At 57.5% G+C, this 25,779-nt stretch carries 21 protein-coding genes and 1 pseudogene; 10 read left to right on the top strand and 12 right to left on the bottom strand.

Features of this window, described 5'->3' with window-relative positions; translation table 11 throughout:
* Window position 1 precedes the first annotated feature (1 nt).
* Window positions 2-3,052, bottom strand: a complete 3,051-nt coding sequence (gene fdnG / locus ACOTWU_RS20185; protein ID WP_085929672.1) for a formate dehydrogenase-N subunit alpha — start codon at window positions 3,050-3,052, stop codon at window positions 2-4.
* Between the two features lie 371 nt (window positions 3,053-3,423).
* On the opposite strand from fdnG, the gene fdhD reads away from it, so the two are divergent.
* The 6 genes from fdhD (at window position 3,424) to ACOTWU_RS20155 (ending at window position 9,591) form a co-directional block, all read left to right on the top strand.
* Window positions 3,424-4,260: a formate dehydrogenase accessory sulfurtransferase FdhD gene (gene fdhD / locus ACOTWU_RS20180; protein ID WP_032103437.1), complete on the top strand. Its 837-nt coding sequence runs from the start codon at window positions 3,424-3,426 to the stop codon at window positions 4,258-4,260.
* 114 nt (window positions 4,261-4,374) lie between these two features.
* On the top strand, window positions 4,375-4,587 hold the full coding sequence (locus ACOTWU_RS20175) for a YdgH/BhsA/McbA-like domain containing protein (protein ID WP_252049383.1): 213 nt from the start codon (window positions 4,375-4,377) through the stop codon (window positions 4,585-4,587).
* 486 nt (window positions 4,588-5,073) lie between these two features.
* Window positions 5,074-5,787, top strand: a complete 714-nt coding sequence (locus ACOTWU_RS20170) for a DUF1120 domain-containing protein (RefSeq protein ID WP_032103438.1) — start codon at window positions 5,074-5,076, stop codon at window positions 5,785-5,787.
* Window positions 5,788-5,864: 77 nt separating this feature from the next.
* Entirely contained in the window at window positions 5,865-6,551 is a 687-nt protein-coding gene (locus ACOTWU_RS20165) for a fimbria/pilus chaperone family protein (protein ID WP_015569918.1), read from the top strand.
* Window positions 6,552-6,577: 26 nt separating this feature from the next.
* On the top strand, window positions 6,578-9,001 hold the full coding sequence (locus tag ACOTWU_RS20160) for a fimbrial biogenesis usher protein (RefSeq protein WP_032103439.1): 2,424 nt from the start codon (window positions 6,578-6,580) through the stop codon (window positions 8,999-9,001).
* Window positions 8,992-9,591 carry a hypothetical protein gene (locus tag ACOTWU_RS20155; RefSeq protein WP_032103440.1) on the top strand — a complete coding sequence of 200 codons (600 nt, stop codon included), beginning with the start codon at window positions 8,992-8,994 and terminating at the stop codon, window positions 9,589-9,591. The genes ACOTWU_RS20160 and ACOTWU_RS20155 overlap by 10 nt, the downstream gene beginning before the upstream one ends.
* A 42-nt stretch (window positions 9,592-9,633) precedes the next feature.
* Here ACOTWU_RS20155 and ACOTWU_RS20150 read toward each other — a convergent pair whose 3' ends face one another.
* On the bottom strand, window positions 9,634-9,957 hold the full coding sequence (locus tag ACOTWU_RS20150; protein WP_015569921.1) for an AzlD domain-containing protein: 324 nt from the start codon (window positions 9,955-9,957) through the stop codon (window positions 9,634-9,636).
* Window positions 9,957-10,616 carry an AzlC family ABC transporter permease gene (locus ACOTWU_RS20145; RefSeq protein WP_032103441.1) on the bottom strand — a complete coding sequence of 220 codons (660 nt, stop codon included), beginning with the start codon at window positions 10,614-10,616 and terminating at the stop codon, window positions 9,957-9,959. Before ACOTWU_RS20145 ends, ACOTWU_RS20150 begins: the two co-directional genes overlap by 1 nt.
* A 103-nt stretch (window positions 10,617-10,719) precedes the next feature.
* On the opposite strand from ACOTWU_RS20145, the gene ACOTWU_RS20140 reads away from it, so the two are divergent.
* From ACOTWU_RS20140 to ACOTWU_RS20125, 4 genes are all read left to right on the top strand, one after another.
* The gene (locus tag ACOTWU_RS20140) at window positions 10,720-11,268 is read left to right on the top strand and encodes a helix-turn-helix domain-containing protein (RefSeq protein ID WP_003861973.1); all 549 of its coding nucleotides are present in this window, start codon (window positions 10,720-10,722) and stop codon (window positions 11,266-11,268) included.
* Between the two features lie 17 nt (window positions 11,269-11,285).
* On the top strand, window positions 11,286-12,281 hold the full coding sequence (locus ACOTWU_RS20135) for a LacI family DNA-binding transcriptional regulator (RefSeq protein ID WP_003861974.1): 996 nt from the start codon (window positions 11,286-11,288) through the stop codon (window positions 12,279-12,281).
* Window positions 12,282-12,386: 105 nt separating this feature from the next.
* Window positions 12,387-14,510, top strand: coding sequence for an alpha-galactosidase (locus tag ACOTWU_RS20130; RefSeq protein WP_126499208.1), 2,124 nt, complete (start codon window positions 12,387-12,389; stop codon window positions 14,508-14,510).
* Window positions 14,511-14,554: 44 nt separating this feature from the next.
* Window positions 14,555-15,832 (top strand): MFS transporter, encoded by a 1,278-nt coding sequence (locus tag ACOTWU_RS20125; RefSeq protein ID WP_015569924.1) that lies wholly within the window; start codon window positions 14,555-14,557, stop codon window positions 15,830-15,832.
* Here the strand turns inward: ACOTWU_RS20125 and rhaM are convergent.
* The 9 genes and pseudogenes from rhaM to rhaB form a co-directional block, all read right to left on the bottom strand.
* The gene (rhaM, locus tag ACOTWU_RS20120) at window positions 15,820-16,134 is read right to left on the bottom strand and encodes an L-rhamnose mutarotase (RefSeq protein ID WP_040118244.1); all 315 of its coding nucleotides are present in this window, start codon (window positions 16,132-16,134) and stop codon (window positions 15,820-15,822) included. The two genes, ACOTWU_RS20125 and rhaM, sit on opposite strands and share 13 nt — an antisense overlap.
* Window positions 16,131-17,279: a lactaldehyde reductase gene (gene fucO, locus ACOTWU_RS20115; RefSeq protein ID WP_003861980.1), complete on the bottom strand. Its 1,149-nt coding sequence runs from the start codon at window positions 17,277-17,279 to the stop codon at window positions 16,131-16,133. The genes rhaM and fucO overlap by 4 nt, the downstream gene beginning before the upstream one ends.
* A 97-nt stretch (window positions 17,280-17,376) precedes the next feature.
* Window positions 17,377-18,381 carry an ABC transporter permease gene (locus ACOTWU_RS20110; protein ID WP_015569926.1) on the bottom strand — a complete coding sequence of 335 codons (1,005 nt, stop codon included), beginning with the start codon at window positions 18,379-18,381 and terminating at the stop codon, window positions 17,377-17,379.
* On the bottom strand, window positions 18,378-19,382 hold the full coding sequence (locus tag ACOTWU_RS20105; RefSeq protein ID WP_032651980.1) for an ABC transporter permease: 1,005 nt from the start codon (window positions 19,380-19,382) through the stop codon (window positions 18,378-18,380). Before ACOTWU_RS20105 ends, ACOTWU_RS20110 begins: the two co-directional genes overlap by 4 nt.
* Window positions 19,383-20,885 (bottom strand): sugar ABC transporter ATP-binding protein, encoded by a 1,503-nt coding sequence (locus ACOTWU_RS20100; protein WP_015569928.1) that lies wholly within the window; start codon window positions 20,883-20,885, stop codon window positions 19,383-19,385.
* A gap of 99 nt (window positions 20,886-20,984) precedes the next feature.
* A pseudogene (gene rhaS, locus ACOTWU_RS20095) lies at window positions 20,985-21,971 on the bottom strand (rhamnose ABC transporter substrate-binding protein).
* 82 nt (window positions 21,972-22,053) lie between these two features.
* Window positions 22,054-22,884: a rhamnulose-1-phosphate aldolase gene (rhaD, locus tag ACOTWU_RS20090; RefSeq protein WP_015569930.1), complete on the bottom strand. Its 831-nt coding sequence runs from the start codon at window positions 22,882-22,884 to the stop codon at window positions 22,054-22,056.
* 96 nt (window positions 22,885-22,980) lie between these two features.
* Window positions 22,981-24,240, bottom strand: a complete 1,260-nt coding sequence (gene rhaA / locus ACOTWU_RS20085) for an L-rhamnose isomerase (RefSeq protein ID WP_032660790.1) — start codon at window positions 24,238-24,240, stop codon at window positions 22,981-22,983.
* On the bottom strand, window positions 24,237-25,706 hold the full coding sequence (gene rhaB, locus ACOTWU_RS20080) for a rhamnulokinase (protein ID WP_126499209.1): 1,470 nt from the start codon (window positions 25,704-25,706) through the stop codon (window positions 24,237-24,239). The genes rhaA and rhaB overlap by 4 nt, the downstream gene beginning before the upstream one ends.
* Window positions 25,707-25,779: the final 73 nt, after the last annotated feature.

The following is a 25,779-nucleotide window of genomic DNA, read 5'->3' as shown; positions in this document are numbered from 1 at the left end:
GTTACACCTTTTCCACGTTCACGAGGAAGGCCTTAAACTCCGGCGTCTGCGTGTTCGCATCACCGACGAACGGCGTCAGGGTGTTCGCAATGAACCCTTTCTTCGCCACGCCCTCATAACCCCAGTGAATTGGGATGCCGATGGTATCCACCTGCTGACCGTGAACGTTCAGCGTGCGAATACGCTTGGTCACCACCGCCTTGGCTTTGATGTAGCCGCGGTTAGAGGAGACCTTCACGGTATCGCCATGGGCAATGCCGAGTTTGTTCGCCAGCTTCTCGCCGATCTCCACAAACTGCTCCGGCTGCGCGATGGCATTCAGCAACGCGTGCTTGGTCCAGTAGTGGAAGTGCTCGGTCAGACGGTAAGTGGTGCCGACATACGGGAACTTGTCCTTTTTACCCAGCGCTTCAAAATCGCCCTTGAAGATGCGGGCTGCCGGGTTAGAGACCACGTTCGGGTGCAGCGGGTTAGTACCCAGCGGCGTCTCAAACGGCTCGTAGTGTTCCGGGAACGGACCTTCCGCCATCTTATCGATAGCAAACAGGCGCCCCATCCCTTCAGGCTGCATGATAAACGGCCCGACATCGCTGCCTGGTGCGGCAGTGCTGTAGTCCGGAATATCCACGCCGCCCCATTTCGCGCCGTCCCACTTCAGTAGCTGACGCTTCGGATCCCACGGGTTGCCCTGCGGGTCAGCAGAGGCGCGGTTATAGAGGATGCGGCGGTTAAGCGGCCACGCCCATGCCCAGCCCAGCGTATTGCCGAGGCCCGACGGGTCGGCGTTATCGCGGTTGGCCATCTGGTTGCCTTTCGGCGTCCAGCTACCGGCAAAGATCCAGCAGCCGCTGGAGGTCGTACCGTCATCGCGCAGGTGCGCAAAGGTGCTGAGCTGATCGCCTTTCTTCGCCAGCACCGCACCGGTCGCCGGGTCGATAACGTCCGCCAGCGCCTTACCGTTGCTCTCCATCGCCACTTCTTCCGGAGACGGATTCTCTGGCGTCGAGTAGTTCCAGGTCATGTTCAGCACCGGCTCAGGCGTTGCGCCGCCTTCAGCCGCGTACATTTTACGCAGACGTAAGAAGATACCGGCCAGGATCTCGCCGTCGTTCAAGGCGATGCCCGGGGCATCCGCGCCTTTCCAGTGCCACTGCAACCAGCGGCCGGAGTTGACGATAGACCCGTTCTCTTCCGCGAAGCAGGTAGACGGCAGACGGAACACTTCGGTCTGAATCTTCGACGGATCGACATCGTTCGACTCACCGTGGTTCTGCCAGAACGTCGACGTTTCGGTATTGAGCGGGTCAATCGTCACCAGGAACTTCAGCTTCGACAGAGACTCGACAACCTTGTTCTTGTTCGGGAACGACGCCACCGGGTTAAAGCCCTGGCAGATATAGCCGTTGACCTGGCCCTGGTGCATCATTTCGAAGTACTGAAGTACGTCGTAACCTTTGTCCCACTTCGGCAGCCAGTCAAAGCCCCAGCTGTTTTCCGCCGTCGCCTTGTCGCCGTAGAAGGCTTTCATCAGCGAGACGAAGAACTTCGGATAGTTGCCCCAGTAGTTCACCTGGCCTTCGAGCAGCGGTTTTGGCGTGCTGGCCGTCAGGTAGGTTTGCAGATCGGTCTGTTTCTCGCTCGGCAGGTTCATGTAACCCGTCAGGCTCTGAGACAGCAGGCCGAGGTCGGTCAGACCCTGAATGTTAGAGTGACCGCGCAGGGCGTTCACGCCGCCGCCTGCCATCCCCATGTTGCCGAGGAGCAGCTGAACCATCGCCATGGTGCGGATGTTCTGCGCGCCGATGGAGTGCTGCGTCCAGCCGAGCGCATACAGGAACGACGCGGTTTTATCTTTCGCGCTGGTTTCCGCTATCAGCTCGCACACCTTCAGGAAGTCCGCCTTCGGCGTCCCACAGATGTTTTCGACAACCTCCGGCGTATAGCGGGACACGTGCTCTTTCAGCAGGTTCCACACGCAGCGCGGGTGTTGCAGGGTGGTGTCGCGCTTCGCAAAGCCGTTTTCGTCCAGCTCGTAGTTCCAGCTGGTTTTGTCATATTTGCGTTTTTCGGCGTCATAACCGCTGAACAGGCCATCTTCGAAGTGGTAATCCTCACGCACGATCAGGCTGGCGTTGGTATAGGCTTCGGTGTACTCGCGGTTATATTTTTCGTTGGTCATCAGGTACAGCAATACGCCTGACAGGAAAGTGATGTCAGTACCTGAACGAATAGGGGTGTAGAAATCCGCCACTGACGCTGTACGCGTAAAGCGGGGATCGATCACAATCAGCTTCGCGCCGTTGTGGATTTTGGCTTCCATCGCCCAGCGGAACCCGACAGGGTGCGCTTCAGCGGCGTTACCGCCCATCACCACAATGAGGTTGGCGTTTTTGATGTCGACCCAGTGGTTGGTCATCGCACCGCGACCAAATGTTGGAGCAAGACTTGCTACCGTTGGTCCGTGTCAGACACGCGCCTGGTTGTCGACCGCGAGCATACCGAGTGCGCGCGTAAATTTCTGGGTTAAATAGCCGGTTTCGTTACTCGACGCTGAAGCACACAGCATGCCGGTGGAGAGCCAGCGGTTAACGGTGGTGCCTTCGGCATTCTTCGCGATAAAGTTGGCATCGCGGTCTTCTTTCATCAGCTTAGCGATGCGATCGAACGCTTCTTCCCAGCTGATTTGCTGCCATTTGTCAGAGCCGGGAGCGCGATACTCAGGAAACTTCAGGCGGCTTTCGGAGTGGATAAAATCTACCAGACCGGCCCCTTTCGGACACAGCGCACCACGGTTGACCGGGTGATCCGGATCGCCTTCGATGTGGAAAATGGATGCTTTGGCGTTTTTCGCACCGTCGCCGAGGCTATACATTAACAGCCCACAGCCGACGGAGCAGTACGTACAGGTGTTACGGGTTTCGCGGGTGCGCAGCAGTTTATACTGCCGTGTTTCCGCCAGCGCTACACCGGGCGCAAAGCCCAGTGCCGCCGCCGTGGTGCCTGCCATACCGCCAGCGCAGATCTTAAAGAACTGCCTTCTGCTGACCTGCATGGGTCACTCCTTGGTTCATTACGACATTGCTATGTAGTTTTACTTTGCGGTTGAGAATTAACCGCAAAGGAGAAAAATTTGCATTAATCCCTCATTTCTCCGAGGGATAAGCCCAGAATACCACAATGTCGGTACGCCTGTTCTAACGGGGTTAAAACAAAGTGAACGTATTATCACGGCATTGATTATAAAATGTGATATCAATCACATTTTATCCTGTACATGTTAAAGAGGTGTAGCAGCTGATCGGTTGCACCCCTCCGTATTGAGTAGGAGAATGGTTGCTGAAAAGTTGATCCATACTATGCGTAAGGCCTGCCGTTTGTGTTGCAATAGCAGGCTCACTTCCGTGGTTGTTCAGGAATACCGTTGTGTCTAAACAAAACCGTGCTGCCCACGTGTCGCCACTGCCTGCGGGCATTGTGGAACTGTCGGTACACAGACCGCCTCACATTTCACATGCCACGCCGGATTTTCTGGCGGAAGAGGTCCCCGTTGCCCTGGTTTACAACGGGATTTCGCATGTGGTGATGATGGCTTCGCCGAAAGATCTGGAACTGTTCGCCATAGGTTTTTCCCTCTCGGAAGGCATCATTGCGCATCCGCAGGAGATCTACGGTATGGATGTGGTTCAGGCCTGTAATGGCCTTGAAGTACAAATCGAACTCTCCAGTCGCCGCTTTATGGGGCTGAAAGAGCGCCGCCGGGCGCTGGCCGGACGCACCGGCTGTGGCGTGTGCGGTGTTGAACAGCTTAACGATATCGGTAAGCCCGTCGCGCCGCTGCCGTTTACCCAGACCTTCAACCTCGGTAACCTCGACAAAGCCCTGGAGCACCTCAATGATGTCCAGCCCATAGGTCAGCTGAGCGGCTGTACACATGCTGCGGCGTGGGTGCTCCCGTCGGGCGAGATCGTCGGAGGTCATGAAGATGTAGGCCGCCATGTGGCGCTGGATAAGCTGCTGGGCCGTCGCGCGCGTGAAGATGCCGTCTGGCAGCAAGGGGCCGCGCTCGTTTCCAGCCGCGCCAGCTATGAAATGGTGCAGAAAGCGGCCATGTGCGGCGTGGAGATCCTGTTTGCGGTGTCGGCTGCGACAACGCTGGCGGTCGAAGTGGCAGAGCGCTGCAACCTGACGCTGGTGGGGTTCTGCAAGCCGGGCAGGGCGACAATTTACACCCATCCGCAGCGAGTAATTGTTAATCAGTAATTTTGAATGAGTATAGCAAAACCTTCCGCTTTTAGTTGTTCATGATGAGGGCTAGTATTTATCTCATCAAGGCACGGTGCCTTATCTAAACAACTTAACGAAAAGGTTTATCTCATGAAAAGCATCAAAACTTTTGTCGCTGTAATCGCTCTGGCTGCTTCTTTCGGTTCTTTCGCTGCGCAGACTGTGACTGCATCCGCCTCTACGCTGGATGGTGCAGAAGCTAAAACCGCCGCACAGGCTCAGGAAGCGGGCGCGTCATCCTACAAAATTACCCAGGCATTCACCGGTAACCGCGTACACATGACCGCTGAACTGAACAAATAAGTCATATAGCCGCTGTCCCTTGCTTTTCGGAGCAGGGACAGGTTTCATTCTGCTCCCCTGTTTTATCCCGCCTTCCTGTACAAACCGCCTGTATTTTCAACCTGACAGAAAATAGCCATATCCTCCGGGATATTTCTTATTGGTTGAATAATAACTATAATGTTCCGTCCGGTTGAGTTACCCTTACTTAAAAATCAGCAATCTCATACATGATCTAAATATAAGGTCTGACCAGTTCTTTTAATTCATTTCAATAATGTATGATTTCATGTCTTTCAGACTGTATTTCGGGATTTATTATATAAATAATCAATAATTGATCCCAAATAATAAGGAAATCCTCAGGCTTTAATCCTAAAGAGATTCGGAGTCATTGACCCCGGTTATTCATGATGATAGTTTCAAAAACAATATTAAATCTTTACCCCTAAAACCAAATATTTCTCTTTTGGTTTATTTTGTATTTAACTCATATAAGGAAATTAAATGAACGCGATGTTTAAAAAAGGAGTGCTGGCATCTGTACTGGCAGTAGCGGCGTCTTCAGCAATGGCGGCTTCCAGTGTTGATATTCAGGTTACGGGGAAAATTGTTCCGTCTTCCTGTACACCGGCATTTATTAGCGGTGGCGGTATTGCTGATTTCGGTACCATGAAGGTGGCTAGTCTGAATTCCACCACCCCAACCCCTCTGGCGGATGTTAAAATTATCCCTATTTCTATTACCTGTGAAGAAGCGACCCGCGTTGGCGTGACCTTTAACGATTCGCATGTGGATTCTGCGCCTACGGAGACTATTCCGGTGAACTTTATTGATTCGGATTTCCCTACCAGCGTGGGTTTTACGGCTGGCCTGGGGATGTATGGCGATAAGAAAATTGGCGCTTATTCAATGGGTATCCAAAAGACCGACGGGGCGACGACCAACGGAGACGGTGTAAACCTTTATCCAATCTTCACCAGCGATAACGGTGCATCATGGGGAGTTAAAAGCGGGGTTCGCTATTTACAGGTGAAAGCAGATAAGAGTGAGATTTATTCCTTCACAGATCAAGCGACCGGTACAATTGCACCTGTTGCACAAACTAAAATTAACTTCAACGTGGGCATTGCCGCGATGATTAACCCAACCAACGATTTAAATATCACGGATGAAGCCACCCTGGACGGCTTAACCAACGTTGAGCTGGTTTATCTGTAATCACCCCCACGTATCATGAAATACCTGACACCTCACTTCGGTGGGGTGTCCTATACCAATATTAATGGACTAATATTATGCTGCTTTTAAAGAGAACGCTGATCTGTGCCTGCCTGCTGGCCTCATTCAACGGTATGGCTGCCGGGATGGTGCCGGATACCTCGCTGCTTATTGTCAATGAAGACAAGCAGGGGGCCAGCATGGATGTTAAAAACACCGATGCTGAAGCACAGCTGCTGTACACCAAAATTATTGATCTCCCGGACGACCCCAAACCGGGTCTGATTGCCACGCAGCCGGTTGTGCGCGTAGATGCGGGTAAAACCCAGCGCGTGCGTTTTGTGCTGAAAAACAGTAATGAGCCGCTGAAGGTGGAACATTTTAAGCGTGTCATTTTTACCGCTATCCCTCAGCGTGAAAAAAATAAAGTTAAAGTGGTGTTTAGCCAGAACCTTCCCGTCATTATTCACCCGGCTGGCCTGGCGGTAAATATTGAACCCTGGAAGGCACTCACCTGGCAGATAAAAAATGGCAATGTCACGGTTGAGAATAATACGCCTTATGTCGTCCGACTGGAGCAAAAGGTGAAATTAATGGCCTCGGGTACGATCGCGACATTAGCTAAGACTTACATTCTTCCTGGCGAAAAAATGACGGCCAGCGCCCCAGCCAAAATATCAGCATCCGAAAAACAAATCGAAATCTATCCGGCAACGCGTTATGGCTATAAGGCAGGGAATTATATCGCCGACCTTCAGCAATAAAATCACTTAACAAACATGGAGTAGTTATGTTAAACGGTTCCTGTAAAAAGGGAATGCTCGTGTTTTGCCTTAGCGTGCTGGCATTTAATATTCGGGCTGAGATTTCCTCTAATGCGAATGAATCTCTGGAACTGGCGCGAGCCATATTTGACAGCGATGCTTTAAAAAATAACGGGCTTGATCCGGCCATTGCGGATTACTATTCCCTCACTCCCCGTTTTACCCCTGGCTACCATAATGTGACGGTTAATATTAATGGTAAGCAGCGCAATATTATGCCCGTGAAATTTGATGAGGAAGGAACGCCCTGTATTGATAAAGCGTTTCTGGAAAACGCGGGCCTGATTAAACAGACGAAAAGAGGCACCTGCCCGAAGATTTATCACTACTGGTCCGGATCAACGATTCAGACTTCGCCGGATATTGATGAAATATCGGTTGTTGTACCGCCTGAAGCGATCGACCCTGATTATGGCCGACAGTTCGCCGAGGTGCGTGGCGGACGTGCAGCCATGCTGAATTACTCCATGTTTGGCACCCATAATCACTATGATGATGAGAACGCTGACCGTTTCCAGTCGACCTTTGAAATGGGCTTTAATGCCGGAGACTGGATTGTGCGCAGCACGCAGTTCATTAGCGACGGCAGCGATCAGGATTTTGAGGTTGACTCCCTCTACACCTATGCCCAGCGTACCTTTACCGATTATGGCGTGATGGTGCAGGGTGGCCAGATTAACATCGCCAACAGCCGCTTCAGTATTCCGGGAATTTACGGGGTCCAGATGATGCCGGATACCGCACTCACTCCTCAGGTGGGGACGGGCGTCGAAGTCAGCGGTATTGCCCGTAATCCGCAGGCGCGCGTCGATATCCGCCAGGGCGGACAGCTTATTTACTCAACGCTGGTTCCTGCCGGTCCGTTCAACCTGGAGGACGTGCCGCTGGCGAACCTCAACACCGACCTGAACGTAACGGTCACCGAGACTGACGGCAGCGAAAACCGATTCACTGTCTCGGCAAGTACGTTCCGCAGCAATCATATAGGCCGTGCCCCGGGCTTTACGCTGGCTATGGGCCGCGTTGAAGACATGGACTCACGCTTTGAAAATCCGTGGGTGGTGTCCGCCAACAACGGCTGGTCTGTCAATAAGCGTGTCAATTTCCTGGCCGGTATGGTGATGGCGGATAACCACTATTATGGCTTCTCCGGCAACCTCGATACCATACCGATGCAGAACCTGTATGCCTCGTTGGGTTTTCTGGCGTCAATAGACAACCAGACGCAAACTGACGGCAACAAAACGACGCTGGATCTGGGTTACTCCCTGCCGTGGGGCATTGGGCTTTCGCTGGGCGGTAGCTATGGCACACCGGACTATCGCGAGATGGCGGAACTTTACGGCGACGATGACGATATGTCGCAAACCAAATACGACACCAGCGTCGGTATCAACTGGTCGAGTACCACGCTGGGCCGCTTTTCCCTCAGCTATTATCGCAACGAGAGCTGGAACAGCGACTATGACAGTCGCCGGTTTATCTCGTCGTGGTCACAGACTTTTAAATACTTCAACGTGAGCGTGAACTGGGAGTCGGATGTCAGCCGGCACGACAGCAGCGACAACGATCAGTTTTACGTAAACGTGTCGATCCCGCTGGGACGCTCAGGCGTGACAACCAGCTCCTGGTATCGCGAGAGCGAAGGTAAGCGTTCTTACGGCACGCGGGCAATGGGCTCGCTCAACGCTGAGAACCAGTACACGGTGGGGGTCACTCAGGACCAGGAAGAGAACACCACCAGCTGGGACAGCTCGCTGAACAGTAATCTGCATTACACCAACCTGGCGCTGGCGGCAGGAGGAGATAACGACAGCAATACCAACTACTCAGCAGCATTAAGCGGCGGGATTGTCGCCCACAGCGACGGGGTGACCTTCTCGCCTTACCGCGTGACCGATACGTACGCCATTGCCAGACTGGATAAACCGGTGGCTGGTATCGAGATAGGTACCCCGCGCGGCGCGGTATGGACCGATAAATGGGGCCAGGCGATTATTCCTGCGCTGTCGCCGTTCCGTGAAAGCACGATTGAGATCAACACGGAAAGCCTGCCAGGCAATCTGGACGTAAGAAATGGCAGAACAGCGATCAAAGCGTCTCACGGCGCTGTGGCGAAGTGGGAGTTTGCGACGTTAAGCCAGCGCCGCGTGCTGCTCAGTATACGCCGTGCGGACGGTACGCCGCTGCCGGAAGGTGTCTCGATTGTGGACGCGGCAGGGGAGTATGTGACGAGTGCGCCAGAAGACGGCGTGATCTTCCTGAACGATATCTCTGCCAGCCAGCAGCTGTATGCGAAGCTGGATGAAGGGCGTTGCAGGCTGACGTACACCCTGCCGGAGGCAGAACCGAATAAATTCTATGAAGAGGTGACAGGGAAATGTCTCTGAATAACGTTCGTCAATACGCGCTGATGCTTATGCTGCTCTGCGGCGCAGCGGGACTTTCGGGAATGGCGCAGGCCGATGACGGCGCCTGTGAAATGATGTCGGCGGTGAAGAAAGTCGATTACGGGCGCTACCGTAAAGAGGATATGCGGCAAACGTCCGCTGAGCATATTGGCAAAGTGTATAACGGTTATGCTTCTGTGACGCGTGAAGTTCAGGTTTCGGTGCTGTGTCCGGATGCGCGCAAAATGCGCCTCTCCGTAGACGGGATTGCCCGACAGAACCTGGCGTATCGTTTTACGGATAACGGCGCGATGAAAATCGAATTTAAAGATGGGCGGGTAGACGGGAACCCCGTGCAGCTGGCCGCGGTCGATATTGGCGCGGTAGCCGTTCAGGGAGGCGCTTCTCAGGTGACGCTAAAGCCGGAAAAAGCGCTGGCTGCCGTAAACGGTACAGAAGTGGCGGGCGAGCAGTTTGTCGCCACCATGATGATCACGACCTATCTCTCTGACAAGGCGTTTAGCGTTACTAACACCACGGATTTTGAAGAAACGCTGACGCTTAACGTCGATACGCTTCCTGCGCATTAACCCCTCAGATGCCCGGCAGCGCTGTTCTGTCGGGCATTTTTCTTAGTGGATCCCCGCCAGACGCAGCAGCGCCGTCACCACCGCCGCCGCGACGATCACCACAATTAACGGCATTTTGCGCCAGGCCAGAAACACCGCGAACCCCACCCCCAGTACGCGCGCCATCCCGGCAAAATGGTCCCCTTCATAAAACGTTGTTGCCAGCGCGACGGAGAACAACAAAACGGTTGCCGCGTCTGAAAGCAGCGCCTGCGACCGTTCAGAAAGCGCCAGCCGGCTACCGAGTTTCGCCCCGCCGAGACGCATCAGATAGGTTCCGGCAGAAAGAATGGCGATGCCGAGAATAAAAACCGTCATGTTTTCCATTATTTTTTTCTCGCGGCAAGGCCGAGCAAAGAGAGCAGCACCGGCAGGCCAACCGGCGCAAACGGTACGGCGGCCAGCGACAACACTGCGCCGCTACAGGCGCGGATCAGCGTGGTACGGTTTTTAAATGCCGGCACCACTAACGCCAGCAGGATTGCCGGGAACACCGCGTCCAGCCCGATGGTTTCCGGGTCCGGCAGCAGCTTGCCGACTATCGCGCCCAGCACCGCCCCCAGCGGCCAGATGATTGCCACGCCCAGGCCGCACAGCCAGTAGGCCGCTTTACGCTGCTCGGCGGTTTTTTGCGACAGGCCGAACACCACACTTTCATCATTCATGATATGACAGCCCAGAAAGCTCAGGCCGCGCTTGCCCACCAGTTCACGCACCGTAACGCCGAACGGCACATGGCGCGCGTTAACCAGTAAACCGGCCGCTGCCGCTGCCAGCGGATTGCCGCCGCTCGCCACGATGCCGATAAACATAAACTCGGATGCGCCTGCCAGCACCGTGAGGGAGAGGACAAACGGCACCCACAGCGGGAAACCGTAGGCCATCGCCAGTGAGCCATAAGACATGCCGACCACGCCCACCGCGAGGCAGACCAGGACGATCGCTTTTATCGTGTCGCCTTTCAGGCAAGAGAGGTGATTCTTCATACCATTTTAGCCATATCGAACGTGTTTCCATTATAATGAACGCATCAGAAACGTTTTACAAGACGAACGATTCGTTCGTTATAGAGAGAAAGAGGCCGTTATTATGACGCAGCCAATCAGCGTGATCGCCAAAAGTCTGGTGCGAGAGCGCCTGCGAACCGGGCTCTCACTGGCAGAAATTGCCCGCCGTGCCGGGATCGCCAAATCCACGCTTTCTCAACTGGAGTCTGGCAACGGCAATCCTAGCCTGGAAACGCTGTGGTCGCTTTGCGTGGCGCTGGATATTCCGTTTGCTCGGTTACTGGAGCCGCAGCAACCCGTCACGCAGGTGATCCGCCGCGGCGAGGGCACAAAAGTCGTCGCCGGGCAGGCGAACTACGAGGCGATTTTGCTCGCGGCGTGTCCGCCTGGCGCGCGTCGTGATATCTATCTGCTGCTGACTCAGCCGGGGGCAGACCGTATTTCCCAGCCCCATCCGCCTGGTTCGGTTGAGCATATTATCGTGACCCAGGGGCGGGCGATGGTCGGTCTGATCGACGCGGCGGAAGAGCTCGGCCCGGGAGATTACATTTGCTACCCTGCTGACCAGCCGCATATCTTTAAGGCGCTGGAGCCAGATACGCACGCGCTGCTGGTGGCGGAACAAAACTAACAAAGATACGGAAAATCATGTCGCTTAAAGCCATTGCCAAAGAACTGGGGCTGTCTGTTACCACCGTCAGCCGCGCCCTCAACGGGTATGACGACGTTTCTGCTGAGACGCGCGCCCGCGTGGAAGCGGAGGCCCAGCGCCGTGGCTACCGACCAAATACCTTTGCCCGTCGCCTGAAGATGGGCAAAATCGACGCCGTCGGGCTGGTGTTTCCGGTGCATCCTGTTCCGCTCAATAACAGCGTTTTTATGGACATGGTCGGCGAAATTAGCCACGAACTGGCGCGACATGAGATTGACCTGCTGCTCATCGCTGACGACGATCTGGCGGACAAACACAGCTATATGCGCATGGTGCAGAGCCGACGCGTGGATGCGCTGATTGTGGCACATACGCTGGATCACGATCCGCGTCTTGAGCAGCTACAGGCCGCCGGGTTCCCGTTCCTGGCGCTCGGCCGCAGCCAGCTCCCGCAGCCGTACGCGTGGTTCGATTTCGACAACTATGCCGGCACATATCAGGCCACCCGCTGGCTGATCGAGAAAGGCCATCAGCGCATTGCGCTGCTGGGCGAAAGCAACAACCAGGCATTCATCACCCAGCGCCGCCAGGGCTACCTGGACGCGCTGCGGGAAGCCGGACTTTCCAGCGAATGGCTGCGCGCCATGCCCCCTTCGCGTCGCGTGGGGTATGCCACCACGCAAGAACTTCTCTCCCTGCCGCAGCCGCCCACGGCCATCATTACCGACTGCAACACCCACGGCGACGGCGCAGCGATGGCCCTGGCGCAGATGGGGCGCTTAACCGGTGAAAATGCCGTTTCGCTGGTGGTCTATGACGGCTTACCGCAGGACAGCATTGTCGATATCGACGTCGCTGCGGTGATCCAATCTACCCGTCAGGGTGTCGGGAAACAGATTGCCGATATGGTGCGCCAGCTGATTAATGGCGACGACATTGACACCCTTCAGGTGCTCTGGCAGCCAGAATTCTCCCCAGGCCAGACGGCCTGATTACACCAAAAATTCCAAACCCGATCACAGATCCGAAACGTTTTGGTTTGTATCCGAAACGTTTCGGATCAACACTCAGGACATCCCGATGACAGGAGATGTCTGATGCAAGATTCCATTTTTCGACTTGAAAGCAATACGGTTGACGTGGTGGTAAAAACCCACCCGTTCGCCGAAATTCTCTACTGGGGGGCACACCTTCAGCACTTTTCGCCGCAGGATGTGCTGAGTATTGCGCGCCCGGTTGCTAATGGCAGGCTGGACGTCGACTCCCCCGTCACGCTGATGGCAGAGCTGGGGCATGGGCTGTTTGGCTCGCCGGGCATCGAGGGGCACCGCCAGGGGCTGGACGGATCGCCGGTATTTAAAACCACGCAGGTGCAGCAGGCGTTAAACGCCCTGACAATCACTGCTGAAGACGAGCATGCAGGCCTGCGTCTGACCAGTGAAATAACGCTGGATGCCAGCGGCGTACTGGTGGTGCGTCATGGGTTAACCAACCTGAAAATGCAGGCGTGGCAGGTGGATCGATTTGCCGTGACGCTGCCGGTGGCCGAACACGCGCAGGAGGTGATGGCCTTCCACGGACGCTGGATCAGGGAGTTTCAGCCGCACCGCGTGATGCTTGAACATGACAGCTTTGTGATTGAAAACCGTCGGGGTAAAACCTCCCATGAACATTTCCCGGCGCTGATTTCAGGTACGCCGTCATTCAGTGAAATGCACGGCAACGTCTGGGGTATACATCTGGGCTGGAGTGGTAACCACCGCCTGCGCGCAGAGGCGAAAACCGATGGCCGCCGCTATATGCAGGCCGAAGCGCTCTACCTGCCGGGTGAAATGGCGATTGAAGAGGGGGAAACGCTCTGGACGCCGCGCCTGTATGCCAGTCACTCCCCGCACGGGCTGAACGGCATGAGCCAGCAGTTCCACCGCTACCTGCGCGACAATGTTATCCGCTTCCCGGAAGATAAACCGCGCCCGGTGCACCTCAACACCTGGGAGGGGATCTACTTCAACCACGACCCGGACTACATCATGCGCATGGCCGACGAGGCCGCAGCGCTGGGTGTGGAGCGCTTTATCATTGACGACGGCTGGTTCAAAGGCCGCAACGACGACCACGCCGCGCTGGGCGACTGGTATCTGGACGAGAAAAAATACCCGAACGGCCTAAAGCCGGTAATCGATCACGTTAAACAGCTCGGCATGGAGTTTGGTATCTGGGTTGAGCCGGAGATGATTAACCCCGATTCCGATCTGTATCGCGCGCACCCTGACTGGGTGCTGGCGCTGCCGGGCTACGCCCAGGCGACCGGGCGACACCAGCTGGTCCTCAATCTCAATATTCCGCAGGCCTTTGAATATCTGGTCGAACGCATGAGCTGGCTGCTGGGCGAACACGCGGTCGACTACGTGAAATGGGATATGAACCGCGAGCTGGTGCAGCCAGGGCACAAGGGCAAAGCCGCCGCCGACGCCCAGACGCGCCAGTTTTACCGCCTGCTGGACGTGCTGGGCGAGCGCTTCCCGCACATTGAGTTTGAATCCTGCTCCTCCGGCGGCGGGCGAATCGATTATGAAGTGCTGACCCGCTGCCACCGCTTCTGGGCGTCCGACAACAACGACGCGCTGGAGCGCAACACTATCCAGCGCGGCATGAGCTACTTCTTCCCGCCGGAGGTGATGGGGGCGCATATCGGTCATCATAAATGTCACGCCACCTTCCGCCAGCACAGCATTCAGTTCCGCGGGCTGACGGCGCTTTTTGGTCACATGGGGCTGGAGCTGGATCCGCTCACCGTCGATGCGCAGGAGCGTGAAGGCTATCGCCATTACGCCGCGCTGCACAAGCGGTGGCGAGAGGTCATTCATCACGGCACCCAGTGGCGCGTGGATATGCCGGACGCCACCACCCTGGCGCAGGGTATAGTGAGCGAAGATAAGACGCAGGGGCTGTTTTTGGTCAGCCAGCTCGCGATGCCGGATTACACCCTGATGATGCCGCTGCGCATGCCGGGGTTAGACGCCAGCGCGCTGTACCGCATCACGCTGCTCGATCACCCGAACATCCAGATTACGGGCGAGGGCGGGCACACCATGCGTAAGCTGCCGGCGTGGATGAACGCGCCGCAAACGGTAAGCGGTGAGTGGCTGATGCAGGCGGGTATTGCACTGCCGATTCTGGATCCGGAAACCGCCATTCTGATTGGTGTGGAACGCGTGTAAGGGTGACGGGCCGGGCAACCGGCCCTCCGTTGAGGATAAAAATAATGAACACAACAACCTGTACCCACAAAGACAACCCTAATTTCTGGATCTTCGGGCTGTTCTTCTTTCTCTACTTCTTCATCATGGCCACCTGCTTTCCGTTCCTGCCGATCTGGCTGTCGGACATCATCGGCCTGAACAAAACCCATACCGGGATTGTTTTCTCCTGCATCTCGCTGTCGGCCATTGCCTTCCAGCCGGTGCTGGGGGTCATTTCGGACAAGCTGGGGCTGAAAAAACACCTGCTTTGGATCATCTCGGTGCTGCTGTTCCTGTTCGCGCCGTTCTTCCTGTACGTCTTCGCCCCGCTGCTGAAAACCAATATCTGGCTGGGGGCGCTGAGCGGTGGGTTGTATATCGGCTTTGTCTTCTCAGCGGGGTCGGGGGCGATTGAGGCCTATATTGAGCGCGTAAGCCGCAACAGCTTTTTTGAGTACGGCAAGGCGCGTATGTTCGGCTGTCTCGGCTGGGGGCTGTGCGCCTCAACGGGCGGCATCCTGTTCGGCATCGATCCGTCGTACGTCTTCTGGATGGGGTCGGCCGCGGCGCTGTTGCTGATGCTGCTGCTGGTGGTCGCGAAACCGAAGCCTAACCAGACGGCGCAGGTGATGAACGCCCTGGGCGCGAATCAGCCGCAGATCACCGCTAAAACCGTCTTTACCCTGTTCCGCCAGCGCAGAATGTGGATGTTCATCCTGTACGTGATTGGCGTGGCCTGCGTGTATGACGTCTTCGACCAGCAGTTTGCCACCTTCTTCAAAACCTTCTTCGCCACGCCGCAGGAGGGGACCCGTGCCTTTGGTTTCGCCACCACGGCGGGGGAAATCTGTAACGCGATCATTATGTTCTGCTCGCCGTGGATCATTAACCGCATCGGCGCGAAAAACACGCTGCTGATTGCCGGGGTGATCATGGCGACGCGCATTATCGGCTCGTCGTTTGCCACCACTGCCGTGGAGGTGATTGCCCTGAAGATGCTGCACGCGCTGGAAGTCCCGTTCCTGCTGGTGGGGGCATTCAAGTACATCACCGGGGTGTTTGATACGCGCCTGTCGGCCACCATCTACCTGATTGGCTTCCAGTTTGCCAAACAGTCGGCGGCGATCTTCCTCTCCGCCTTTGCCGGAAATATGTATGACCGGGTCGGCTTCCAGGAGACGTATCTGATACTGGGCTGCTTCGTGCTGGCGATCACGGTGGTGTCGGCGTTTACGCTGAGTGGCAGGCGGGAGATTGCTGCCGCCTCGGGGGCAGCAGCGTTAACACATCAGTCCAGGTAAAACACCTCTTTCAGCGCCGAACTCACCGGGCTGTTATCCGAGTTCGACGGCATAACGTCACCCATATATTTCCACCAGCGCTGGCAGACATCGGTGTTTGCCACCGCGTTCCAGCGCTCTTCCGATTCAATCTCCACCGTCGCAAACAGTAGGTTGCGAGCTTTGTCGAGATAGATGGCGTAGTGGTGCGCGCCGTGGGCTTTCAGTACCGCCTCCAGCTCAGGCCAGATCGGGTTGTGGCGACGTGCGTACTCCTCGTGCGCGTCCGGGTTTACCTGCATCACAAACGCTTTGCGGATCATAAAGCCTCCAGGTACAGCTCGCGGACCTCATCGCGGCTGGCGGTGCGCGGGTTGCACGGCGCGCACGGGTCGGCGAGGGCTTTATCCAGCCAGCCTTCAATATCGGCTTTGGTGACGCCGAGCTGGCTAAATCCGGACGGAATGCCGACCCGGGCGCTCAGGTCACGAATCGCCTGAATGGCTGACATGCTGGCCGCTTCATCGCTCATGCCGCGCGTGTCAACGCCCATCGCCTGCGCCACGCGGGCGAAACGTGCGACCGCGTTCGGGCGGTTAAAGTTTTCGATGATCGGCAGCAGAATGGCGTTGCACACGCCGTGTGGCAGGTTGTGCGTCGCGCCCGGCTGGTGCGCCAGGGCGTGCACCAGCCCCAGACCGGCGCTGTTAAACGCCATGCCCGCCAGATACTGACCAAAGGCCATCTGCTCGCGCGCTTCCAGGTTGTGACCATCGTCAACCGCTTTCGGCAGCCAGAGGTTGATCAGGCGAATCGCCTCCAGCGCGTTAGCATCGGTCAGCGGGTGCGCGCCGACGGACACGTAGGCTTCAATCGCATGGGTCAAGGCATCCATGCCGGTTGCGGCGGTCACGGAGGCCGGAATATCAAGCATCACGCTGGCATCGTCCACGGCGATATCCGGGATGATGTTCGGGTCGATAATCACCTCTTTCACCTGTCGCGCGGCGTCAATGATCACCGCGTTGCTGGTCATCTCCGCCGCCGTGCCTGCGGTGGTGTTGATCGCCACCAGCGGCACGCCCGCGTTTTTCACCTTGCCGACGCCGGAGTAATCGGTTGACGGACCTGGGTTGGCGGTGAGGATTTTGATCGCCTTGGCAGTATCAATCGGGCTGCCGCCGCCAAAGGCAATCAGGTAATCACACTCCGCATCCTGATATGCCGCATAGCCTTTTTGCACCAGCGCTTCCGTCGGATTCGGGAATACCTCATCGAACAGGTGATACGACATCTGATGGGCGTCGAGCGCGGAAAACAAACTGTCGAGCAGGCCAAGTTTCACCAGCTGGCCGTCGGTGACAATCAGCGCTTTTCCCCACTGTTTGTTTGCCACCAGATTGACCATATCGCCGATCGCGCCCGCGCCGTGCAGGCTGATTTTGGGGAGTGCCAACATAAAGCTCATGATAATTCTCCTTAATTACTGTGATTTTTATGCCCGGCGGCGCTGCGCTTGCGCGGGCCTACTGTTAAGTAGGCCGGGTAAACGCAGTGCCACCCGGCTATGAGATCCGTCTTCGCTGCATCACCCGGCGGGTAATAATCGGCAGCGAAATCACCACGATCAGCATCGCGCCGATAATCACCGACATCACAATGCCGGGCACGTTGAGCAGGCTCAGGCCGAAGGTCACCAGCCCCATCAGGAAGGCGGCGATAATCACGCCCACCATGCTGCCGGACCCACCGAGAATATTGACGCCGCCGAGCACCGCCATCGTCACCACCGCCAGCTCCCAGCCCATCGCGATGGTCGGGCGGGTACTGCCCAGACGCGAGGTGAGCAGCACCGACGCCAGGCCGGACATCAGTCCTACCAGCGCAAACAGGATCAGGTTGTGGCGCTTCACGTTGATGCCGGAGTACCACGCGCCGGTCGGGTTGTTGCCGATGGCGTAGGTGCGGCGGCCAAAATTGGTGCGGTGCAGCACAAAGGCAAACAGAGCGGCCAGCACGATAAACAGCGCGAACTCAAACGACAGCGCACCCCAGACGTAGCCCTGGCCGAACCAGGCGAAGCTCTCCGGGTAGCTGTTCAGCGCCTGGTCCCCGAGCAGGATGTAGGTGATCCCGCGGTACAGGCTCATGGTGCCGATGGTGATGACGATGGACGACAGGTTAAAGCGCGTCACCAGAATACCGTTGAACAGCCCGCACAGTAGCCCGACGCCTAATCCCACGCACACCAGCAGTGGCGTATCGACGCCCGCTGCCGCGCAAAAGCCCATCACCGTGGAGCTGAGCGCGATGGTGGAGGCCACAGACAGGTCAATTTCCCGGGCGATAATCAGCATCGCCATCGGCAACACAATGATCGCTTTTTCCGTGAAGTTGAACGTCGCGTCGGAGAGGTTCCAGATATTGAGGAAGTAGGGCGAGGCGAGCGCGTTCACCACAAACACCGCCAGCGTCACCGCCAGCAGGAAGCCCTCCCAGCACAGCAGGCGCTGGAAGATGCCCGGCGCAGAAGTGGGTTTGAACTCTTCAGATGTCATCATTTTGCTCATGGTTTCACCGCCAGTTTCTGACGTGCCAGCGCCGCGTCGCGCAGGATCAGCCTGCCTTTGCGCTTGTTGCCGCGCTCGTTCAGCAGCACAGCGATGACAATGACCGAGCCGGAAATCGCCATCTGCCAGAACGGGGAGACGCCGATCACCGGCAGGGCGTTGTTGATGACGCCAAGGAACAGCGCCCCGAACAGACAGCCGAGCACGCGGCCGGTGCCGCCCATGGTGCTGATCCCGCCAATCACACAGGCTGCCACCACCTGCAATTCAAAACCGTTAGCGACGTCAACATACGCAACGGCAAAGCGTGATATCCACAGGTAGCCGCAGAACCCGGCCAGCAGACCGGAAAGGCAGAAGCTGATGAACTGCATTTTCCCGGCGTTGATCCCGGTGTAGTACGCTGCCGTGGCGTTCCCGCCGGCGGTGTAGAGCGCCCGTCCGGTGCGACTGTAGCGCAGGAAGTAGCCCACCAGCAGCAGTACGGCGATGGCGCACCAGCTCAGCACCGGCAGGCCCAGCACTGACGCACGCGGCAGGCCGAGGAAGTTTGCACCCATCTGGTTGGAGTTCACCCAGCCGCCGCCGGAGAGCAAAAAGATCATTCCGCGGTAGATGCTCATGGTGCCGAGCGTGACCACAATCGCCGGAATGCCCAGTTTCCACACCAGCAGGCCGTTTATTGCGCCCATCAGCAGCCCAAGCGCGCTGGCAAGGATCAGCAGCGCCCAGACGGGCACGTCCGGGTAATGGAAATTAATCAGGGCGACAATCATCCCGGTCAGGGCCAGATTAGCCGCCATCGACAGGTCGATGCCTTTAGTGAGCAGCACCATCATCTGCCCGAGCGCGAGGACGATCAGAATGGCGGTGTCGTTAAACATCTCCACCAGGTTGCCCGGTGCGATAAACGATGGCACGCGGCTGCCAATGGCGACAACCATCAGGACAATCACCGCGCCAAGCAGCGCCTCGCGGTGTTTTAAGAGTGAGCTAAGCATTTATGCCGCCTCCTGTTTTGCACCGCTGGCGGCGCTGACGATGGTTTCCGCCGTCGCGTCTCCCGCCTGGTATTCGGCCACCATCAGCCCCTCGTGCATGACGATAATGCGATCCGCCATGCCCATCACTTCCGGCAGTTCGGACGAGACCATAATCACCGCCAGCCCCTGACTGACCAGCTCGGACATAAACTGATGCACGGCTGCCTTTGAGCCGATATCGATGCCTTTTGTTGGCTCATCGAGGATGATCACGTCAGGGTGCGTCGCCAGCCATTTGCCGATCACCACCTTTTGCTGGTTGCCGCCAGAGAGGGTCTCCACCGCCTGCTTCCAGCTGAAGGCTTTCACTTGCAGGCGCCTGGCGTATTCGTCTGCCAGCTTCCATTCGCGGTCGTCGTGCAGTACGCCGTTCGGATTGAGCCTGCTGAGCTGAGGCAGGCTGATGTTCTGGGCAATCGGCAGGGCGATAATCGCCCCCTGTTTCTGCCTTTCTTCCGGCACACAGACGATACCGGCCTTGATCGCATCCGCAGGCTGGCGGAAGCGCCGGGGCTGTCCGTTGAGGATAATTTCCCCGGACGATGGCCGCGTGACGCCGGAAAGCGCCTGCATCAGCTCGGTACGCCCGGCACCCACCAGCCCGTAAAAGCCGAGGATCTCCCCTTTACGCAGGGAGAACGAGATATGCGCAAACTCGGTCGGATGGCAGAGGTTTTTCACCTCCAGCACCGTCTCGCCTTTTTCGCAGTCGATTTTCGGGAAGGTTTGGGTAATGGCGCGCCCGACCATCATCGACACCATCCGCTCTTCGGTGATCTCATTTATTGCCCCTGCACCGACGAACACGCCGTCGCGCAAAATGGTGTAGTGATCGGCCAGCTCAAAAATCTCGTCGAACTTGTGGGAGATAAACAGGATGGCTTTTCCCTCCTGCTTTAAGCGCTCCACAATCTGGTAAAACTCGAGGATTTCATGCTGTGACAGCGCCGCCGTGGGTTCATCGAGGATCACCACCTGCGCCTCAAACGACAGCGCGCGGGCAATCGCCACCATGTGACGCTGGGCGATGCTCAGGGTTTTCAGCGTTGCGCGCGGGTCGATTTGCACCTCAAGGCGGGCGAGAATAGCCTGCGCCCGGCGGTGCATTTCCGGCCAGTCGAGCTTTTTCAGGAAGCCTTTGTGAAGGTACTGACCGACAAAGATATTTTCGGTGACCGAGAGTTCATCGAACAGGACGGTTTCCTGGTGAATGGCGGTGATGCCCATTTTATGCGCCGACTCCGGCGTCGGAAGGTGAACGGGGATCGCCTTGTAGAGAATTTCGCCCTCGTCGGGCTGGTATATGCCGGTCATCACTTTGACCAGCGTCGACTTGCCCGCGCCGTTTTCGCCGATAAGCGCCGTCACTTTGCCGGGCCACAGCGCAAGCTGCACGTTCTCAAGAGCACGCACGCCGGGGAACACCTTGGTGATGCCAGAAAGCTGTAGCAATGGGGTCATGATAGTTCTCCTGGACAGGGGAATTTGTAGGGCAGGTAAGCGGCAGCGCCACCCGCCTTTTGCCGGATGGCGCTACGCTTATCCGGCCTACAAATCGCATCAAAAGATTTTTGAGAACTTATCAATATTGCTGGCATCGTAAACGAACGGCTCGGCCATCGCGCCGTTGCCGTCGGCATCCAGCTTCACTTTGCCCAGCTTGCCCATGCTGGCCTCACCTTTCGTGGCGGTGCCTTTCACCAGGTCATCCGCCAGGTAGGTTGCGGCATAGCCCAGGTCAATCGGGTTCCAGATGGCAAAGCTCTTGCTTGCGCCGGACTTCACCGCGCCCGCCATCTCAGACGGCAGGCCTAAACCGGTGACGTACACTTTGCCAATCTTGCCCTGGTCCTTCACCGCCTGCGCGGCAGCCACAATGCCCACGGAAGAAGGCGAAACAATCACTTTCAGCTCCGGGTAGGTTTTCAGCAGGCCGACAGCTTCGCGGTAGCTCTTGTCAGAGAGATCGTCCCCGTAGGCCACGGTCACCAGATTGACGGACGGGTACTTCGGCAGCACCTTTTTCATCTCCGCAATCTAGGTGTTCTGGTTGGTGGAGGTTGGCGTGGCGCTCAGCACCGCCACATCGCCTTTCTCCACGTTCAGCGCTTTCAGGGCATCGGCGGCGAGCTTGACGTTAGTTTCGCCAATCAGGGCGTTATTGGACGGGTTGAGGTGGATCTGACGCCCGGCTTTCGCCACGCCGGAATCCCACGACACAACCTTGATGCCGCGCTGCATCGCTTTTTTCAGCACCGGCACGACGGCGTCCGGATCGTTCGCGGAAATCGCGATCGCATCCACGCCCTGGGCGATCAGCCCGTTCAGCACCTCGATCTGCGCTTCCGCCGTGGTGGTGGTCGGGCCGGTATAAATCACTTTTACATCGCCTAACTCTTTGGCCGCCTCCTGCGCGCCGACGTTCGCTGCCTCGAAGAATCCATTCCCTAAGGACTTCGCCACCAGGGCGATTTTCACTTCTGCTAAAGCGGAACCGGACAACGCCAGAGCGGCAACGGTGAGGATCAAGCTTGCTTTTATTTTCATTGCTTTTACTCCACTGACTTGAGTTAGTTGTAGGGATTGCAGGTGGTTTTCGCCCCGTCTCGGTGAGCGGGGCGCGATGTTGTTATTGGTACAAATCTAACGCCGACTGCATGGGGGTGACGCCAAAGCGTTTACCCAGGGCGATCAGTTCTTCCCGGGTGATGGTCTGCTTCATGCCGCCCATGGAATAGACCTTCACCAGCACTTCCGCGGATTTCTCGGCGGTGTCGATCAGGCCGAAGGTTTCATCCAGCGTCGGGCCGCTGCCGAAGACGCCGTGGAACGGCCACAGCACCAGTGAATGTTTCTGCATGTCCGTCGCGGTTGCCTGGCCGATTTCGTCGGTGCCCGGCACCATCCACGGCAGAATGCCGACGCCGTCCGGGAACACCACCAGACACTCGGTGCTGCCTTCCCACAATTTGCGGGTGAAGAAATCAGAATTGTTTTCCAGCACGTAGGTCAGGGCGATCAGGTTGGTGGCGTGGCAGTGCATGATCACGCGGTCCTTGCCATTGGTCGCCTTGATGCGCTCGCAGTGGGAGAGGAAGTGCGCCGGCAGCTCAGAGGTTGGCACCGCCTCATCCGTCAGCCCCCACAGAATGTGGTAGCCCGCGCCGTCGCTATCCACTTTCACTACGCCGAGGTTGGCCTGCGGGTCGAGCTGAACGTTGCGGAAGAACTTCCCGGAACCGGTGACGATAAACGGCGTGTTGGCGAGCAGCGGCATCGGCTGGCTCAGGGCGATATAGCGCGGCTTCTGGTGGAAATCGGCCGCGAAGGGTTCGATATCCGCATCGTCCAGGCGCAGCGTCAGGTTGCCGCCGTTGCGCTCGTCCCAGCCCTTCAGCCAGGCGTCGGAGGTGGCTTTGATCATGCCCTGGACGAACCAGGAGGTGGTGATGGTCTGCATACTGTGTTTCCTTTGAAAATGCCGGGTGGCGCTACGCTTACCCGGCCTACTTTTACCTGTAGGCCCGGCAAGCAACGCGCCGCCGGGCAATGTTTTTTACTGACGAGCGGCAAGAACGTCTTTCTCATATGCCCGCACGTTGTCCAGCCACTGGCTGCCCGCAGGCGCATCGTGACGCTGGCAGTACATCTCCCACACCGCCTGCCACGGCAGGGATTTCTGCTCTTCCAGCAGCGCCAGGCGCGCGGTGTAGTCGCCGTTTTCTTCCAGCTGTTTCAGGGCGGCGACAGGCTCCAGCAGCGCGCGCAGCAGGGCTTTCTTCATGTTGCGGGTGCCGATAACCCACGCCGCGATGCGGTTGATGGAGGCGTCGAAAAAGTCGAGGCCAATGTGTACGCGGTCAAAGAGGTTGTGGCGGATGATTTCGCTGGCAATGGCCTGGGTTTCGTCATCCAGCAGCACCACGTGGTCGCTGTCCCAGCGCACCGGACGGCTGACGTGCAGCAGCAGGCGTGGCACGTAGAGCATGGCGGCGGAGATCTTGTCGGAGATCACCTCGGTTGGGTGGAAGTGGCCGGCATCCAGGCACAGCGCGGTCTGGCGGCTGGTGGCGTACCCCATGTAGAACTCGTTTGAGCCCACGGTGTAGCTCTCTGCGCCAATGCCGAACAGCTTGCTCTCGACGGCATCGATGTGGTGCGCCGGGTCCAGCTTCTCGCTGATGGCTTCATCCAGCGCGGCCAGCAGGCGCTGGCGCGGGGCCAGTCGGTCTACGGTGATATCCTTCATGCCGTCCGGGATCCAGATGTTCATCACCGACGGCGTGCCAAGCTGCTCGCCGAAATACGCAGAAACGCGGCGGCTGGCTTTGACATGGTCGATCCAGAACTGGCGGATTTCGTCGTTGGCGTGCGCAAGGGTAAAGCCGTCCGCGCTCAGCGGGTGCGAGAAGCAGGAGGGGTTAAAGTCCAGGCCCAGCTTGTTGGCTTTCGCCCACGTCACCCAGTTCGTAAAGTGCTCCGGTTTGATTTCATTACGCGCCACCGGCTCGTCGGATTCGAGATAAATGGCGTGCAGATTCAGGCGCTTTGGCCCGGGGATCAGGCTCAGCGCCAGCTCCAGATCCGCACGCAGTTCGGTGGCGTTGCGCGCTTTGCCCGGATAGTTACCCGTGGCCTGAATCCCCCCCGTCAGGGAACCGCCCGGGTTCTCGAAGCCAGCAACGTCATCACCCTGCCAGCAGTGCATGGAGACGGGCAGACGGTCGAGCTGGCGCAGCGCCTCTTCGACATCCACGCCGACGGCGGCGAAACGCTGTTTAGCCAGGTCCCAGGCTTGTTCAAGTTGAGTGGTCATGCGCAAAGCTCCTTAGTCAGTCGTTTTTGCTGAAACTGCGCCCGGTAGCGGGCAATTTCATGGCAGGGATGGGGGGTGAAGGTGGTCAGGCTGTTATTCGCCGTCACCACCGAACGGAAATCGTCGACGTTTGAAAGTTCGTCCAGGGTCATCAGCTGAATGCCGATATTGCCGAGCGTGGAGGCTTCAATCGGACCTGCCACCACGGTAATGCCGCAGGCATCCGCGCAGAGCTGGTTCAGCAGCTGGTTCTGGCAGCCGCCGCCCACGATATGCAGCTGCGTGAACGGTTTGCCGCGAAGGTCAGCCAGCTCGCTCAGGATGTCGGCATAGAGCAGGGCGAGACTGTCAAAAATGCAGCGCGCCAGCTCGGCGGGGCGGGAAGGTACCGGCTGCCCCGCTTCAAAACAGGCGGCCTGGATTTCAGCGCTCATGTGCGCCGGGTTGATAAAGCGGTCGTCGTTCGGGTTAATCAGGAAGGTGCAGGCCTTCAGCGTTTCGGTTTCCGCGATAAGCGCGGGCAGGTCGGTGATGTTCTGCTCTTTCAGCACCCGCTGGAGCAGCCACAGGCCCATGATGTTCTTTAGCACCCGGTAGCGCCCTTCGGCGCCACCTTCGTTAGTGATGTTCGCCGCCAGTGCGGCATCGCTGGTGTAGGGTGTTTTGCTCTCGAAGCCCATCAACGACCAGGTGCCGGAAGAGAGGTACGCCGCATCTTTGCCGGCGAGCGGCGAGGCAATGACCGCGCTCGCGGTGTCGTGACTGGCGACGGCGACAACGGGGATCTCATTCCCCTGCGGGCAAAGCCAGTGGCCGATCACATTGCCCGGATGGGTTGGCGCGCCGAACCAGGACGGCGAGGCGCCCGTCCAGGCCAGCAGATGTTCATCCCAGTTATCGGTGTTGATGTTAACCAGCTGCGTGGTGGTGGCGTTGGTGTATTCCCAGTTCATGTTGCCGGTCAGACGGTAGCTTAAGTAGTCCGGGATCAGCAGCGCATGCGCCACCTTTTCGACCAGCTTTGGCTGTTGCTCCACCAGCGCGCGCAGCTGATACAGCGTGTTAAACGGCAGAAACTGAATGCCGCTGCGACCATAGATGTTCTCCTTGCCAAGCTGGGCGATGGCGTGCGCCATTAGCCCATCGGTGCGGCTGTCGCGGTAGGAGACGGGCAGGCCGACGCGTTCGCCGTGACTGTCCAGCAGTACGTAATCCACACCCCAGGTATCAATGCCGATACTGTCGATGCGAATACCGTCTTCGCAGACGTTGTGAAGTCCGGTGCGGATCTCTGCTTCCAGGGCGTCGATATCCCAGGTAACAAAACCGTCCTGTTTTTGCAGACAATTGGCGAAACGGTGCATTTCGCGAAGCGTAAGGGTGTGCAGGTCGCAGTCCCAGGTGGCGAGCATTACACGGCCGCTGGATGCGCCTAAATCGACAGCCACACAATGGCGAAAAGTCATGGTCGGGTCCTTTCTTAAGTCATTAGCGAGGAGTGTAAGAAAGGGAAGAAATAGCCACCTTCTCGCCACTGAC

This window comes from Enterobacter cloacae complex sp. GYL001, from assembly GCF_049237125.1.
Lineage (GTDB): Bacteria > Pseudomonadota > Gammaproteobacteria > Enterobacterales > Enterobacteriaceae > Enterobacter > Enterobacter hormaechei_C.
Note: the sequence above shows the minus strand (reverse complement) of the source record. Positions and strands in the feature narration are given on the sequence as shown.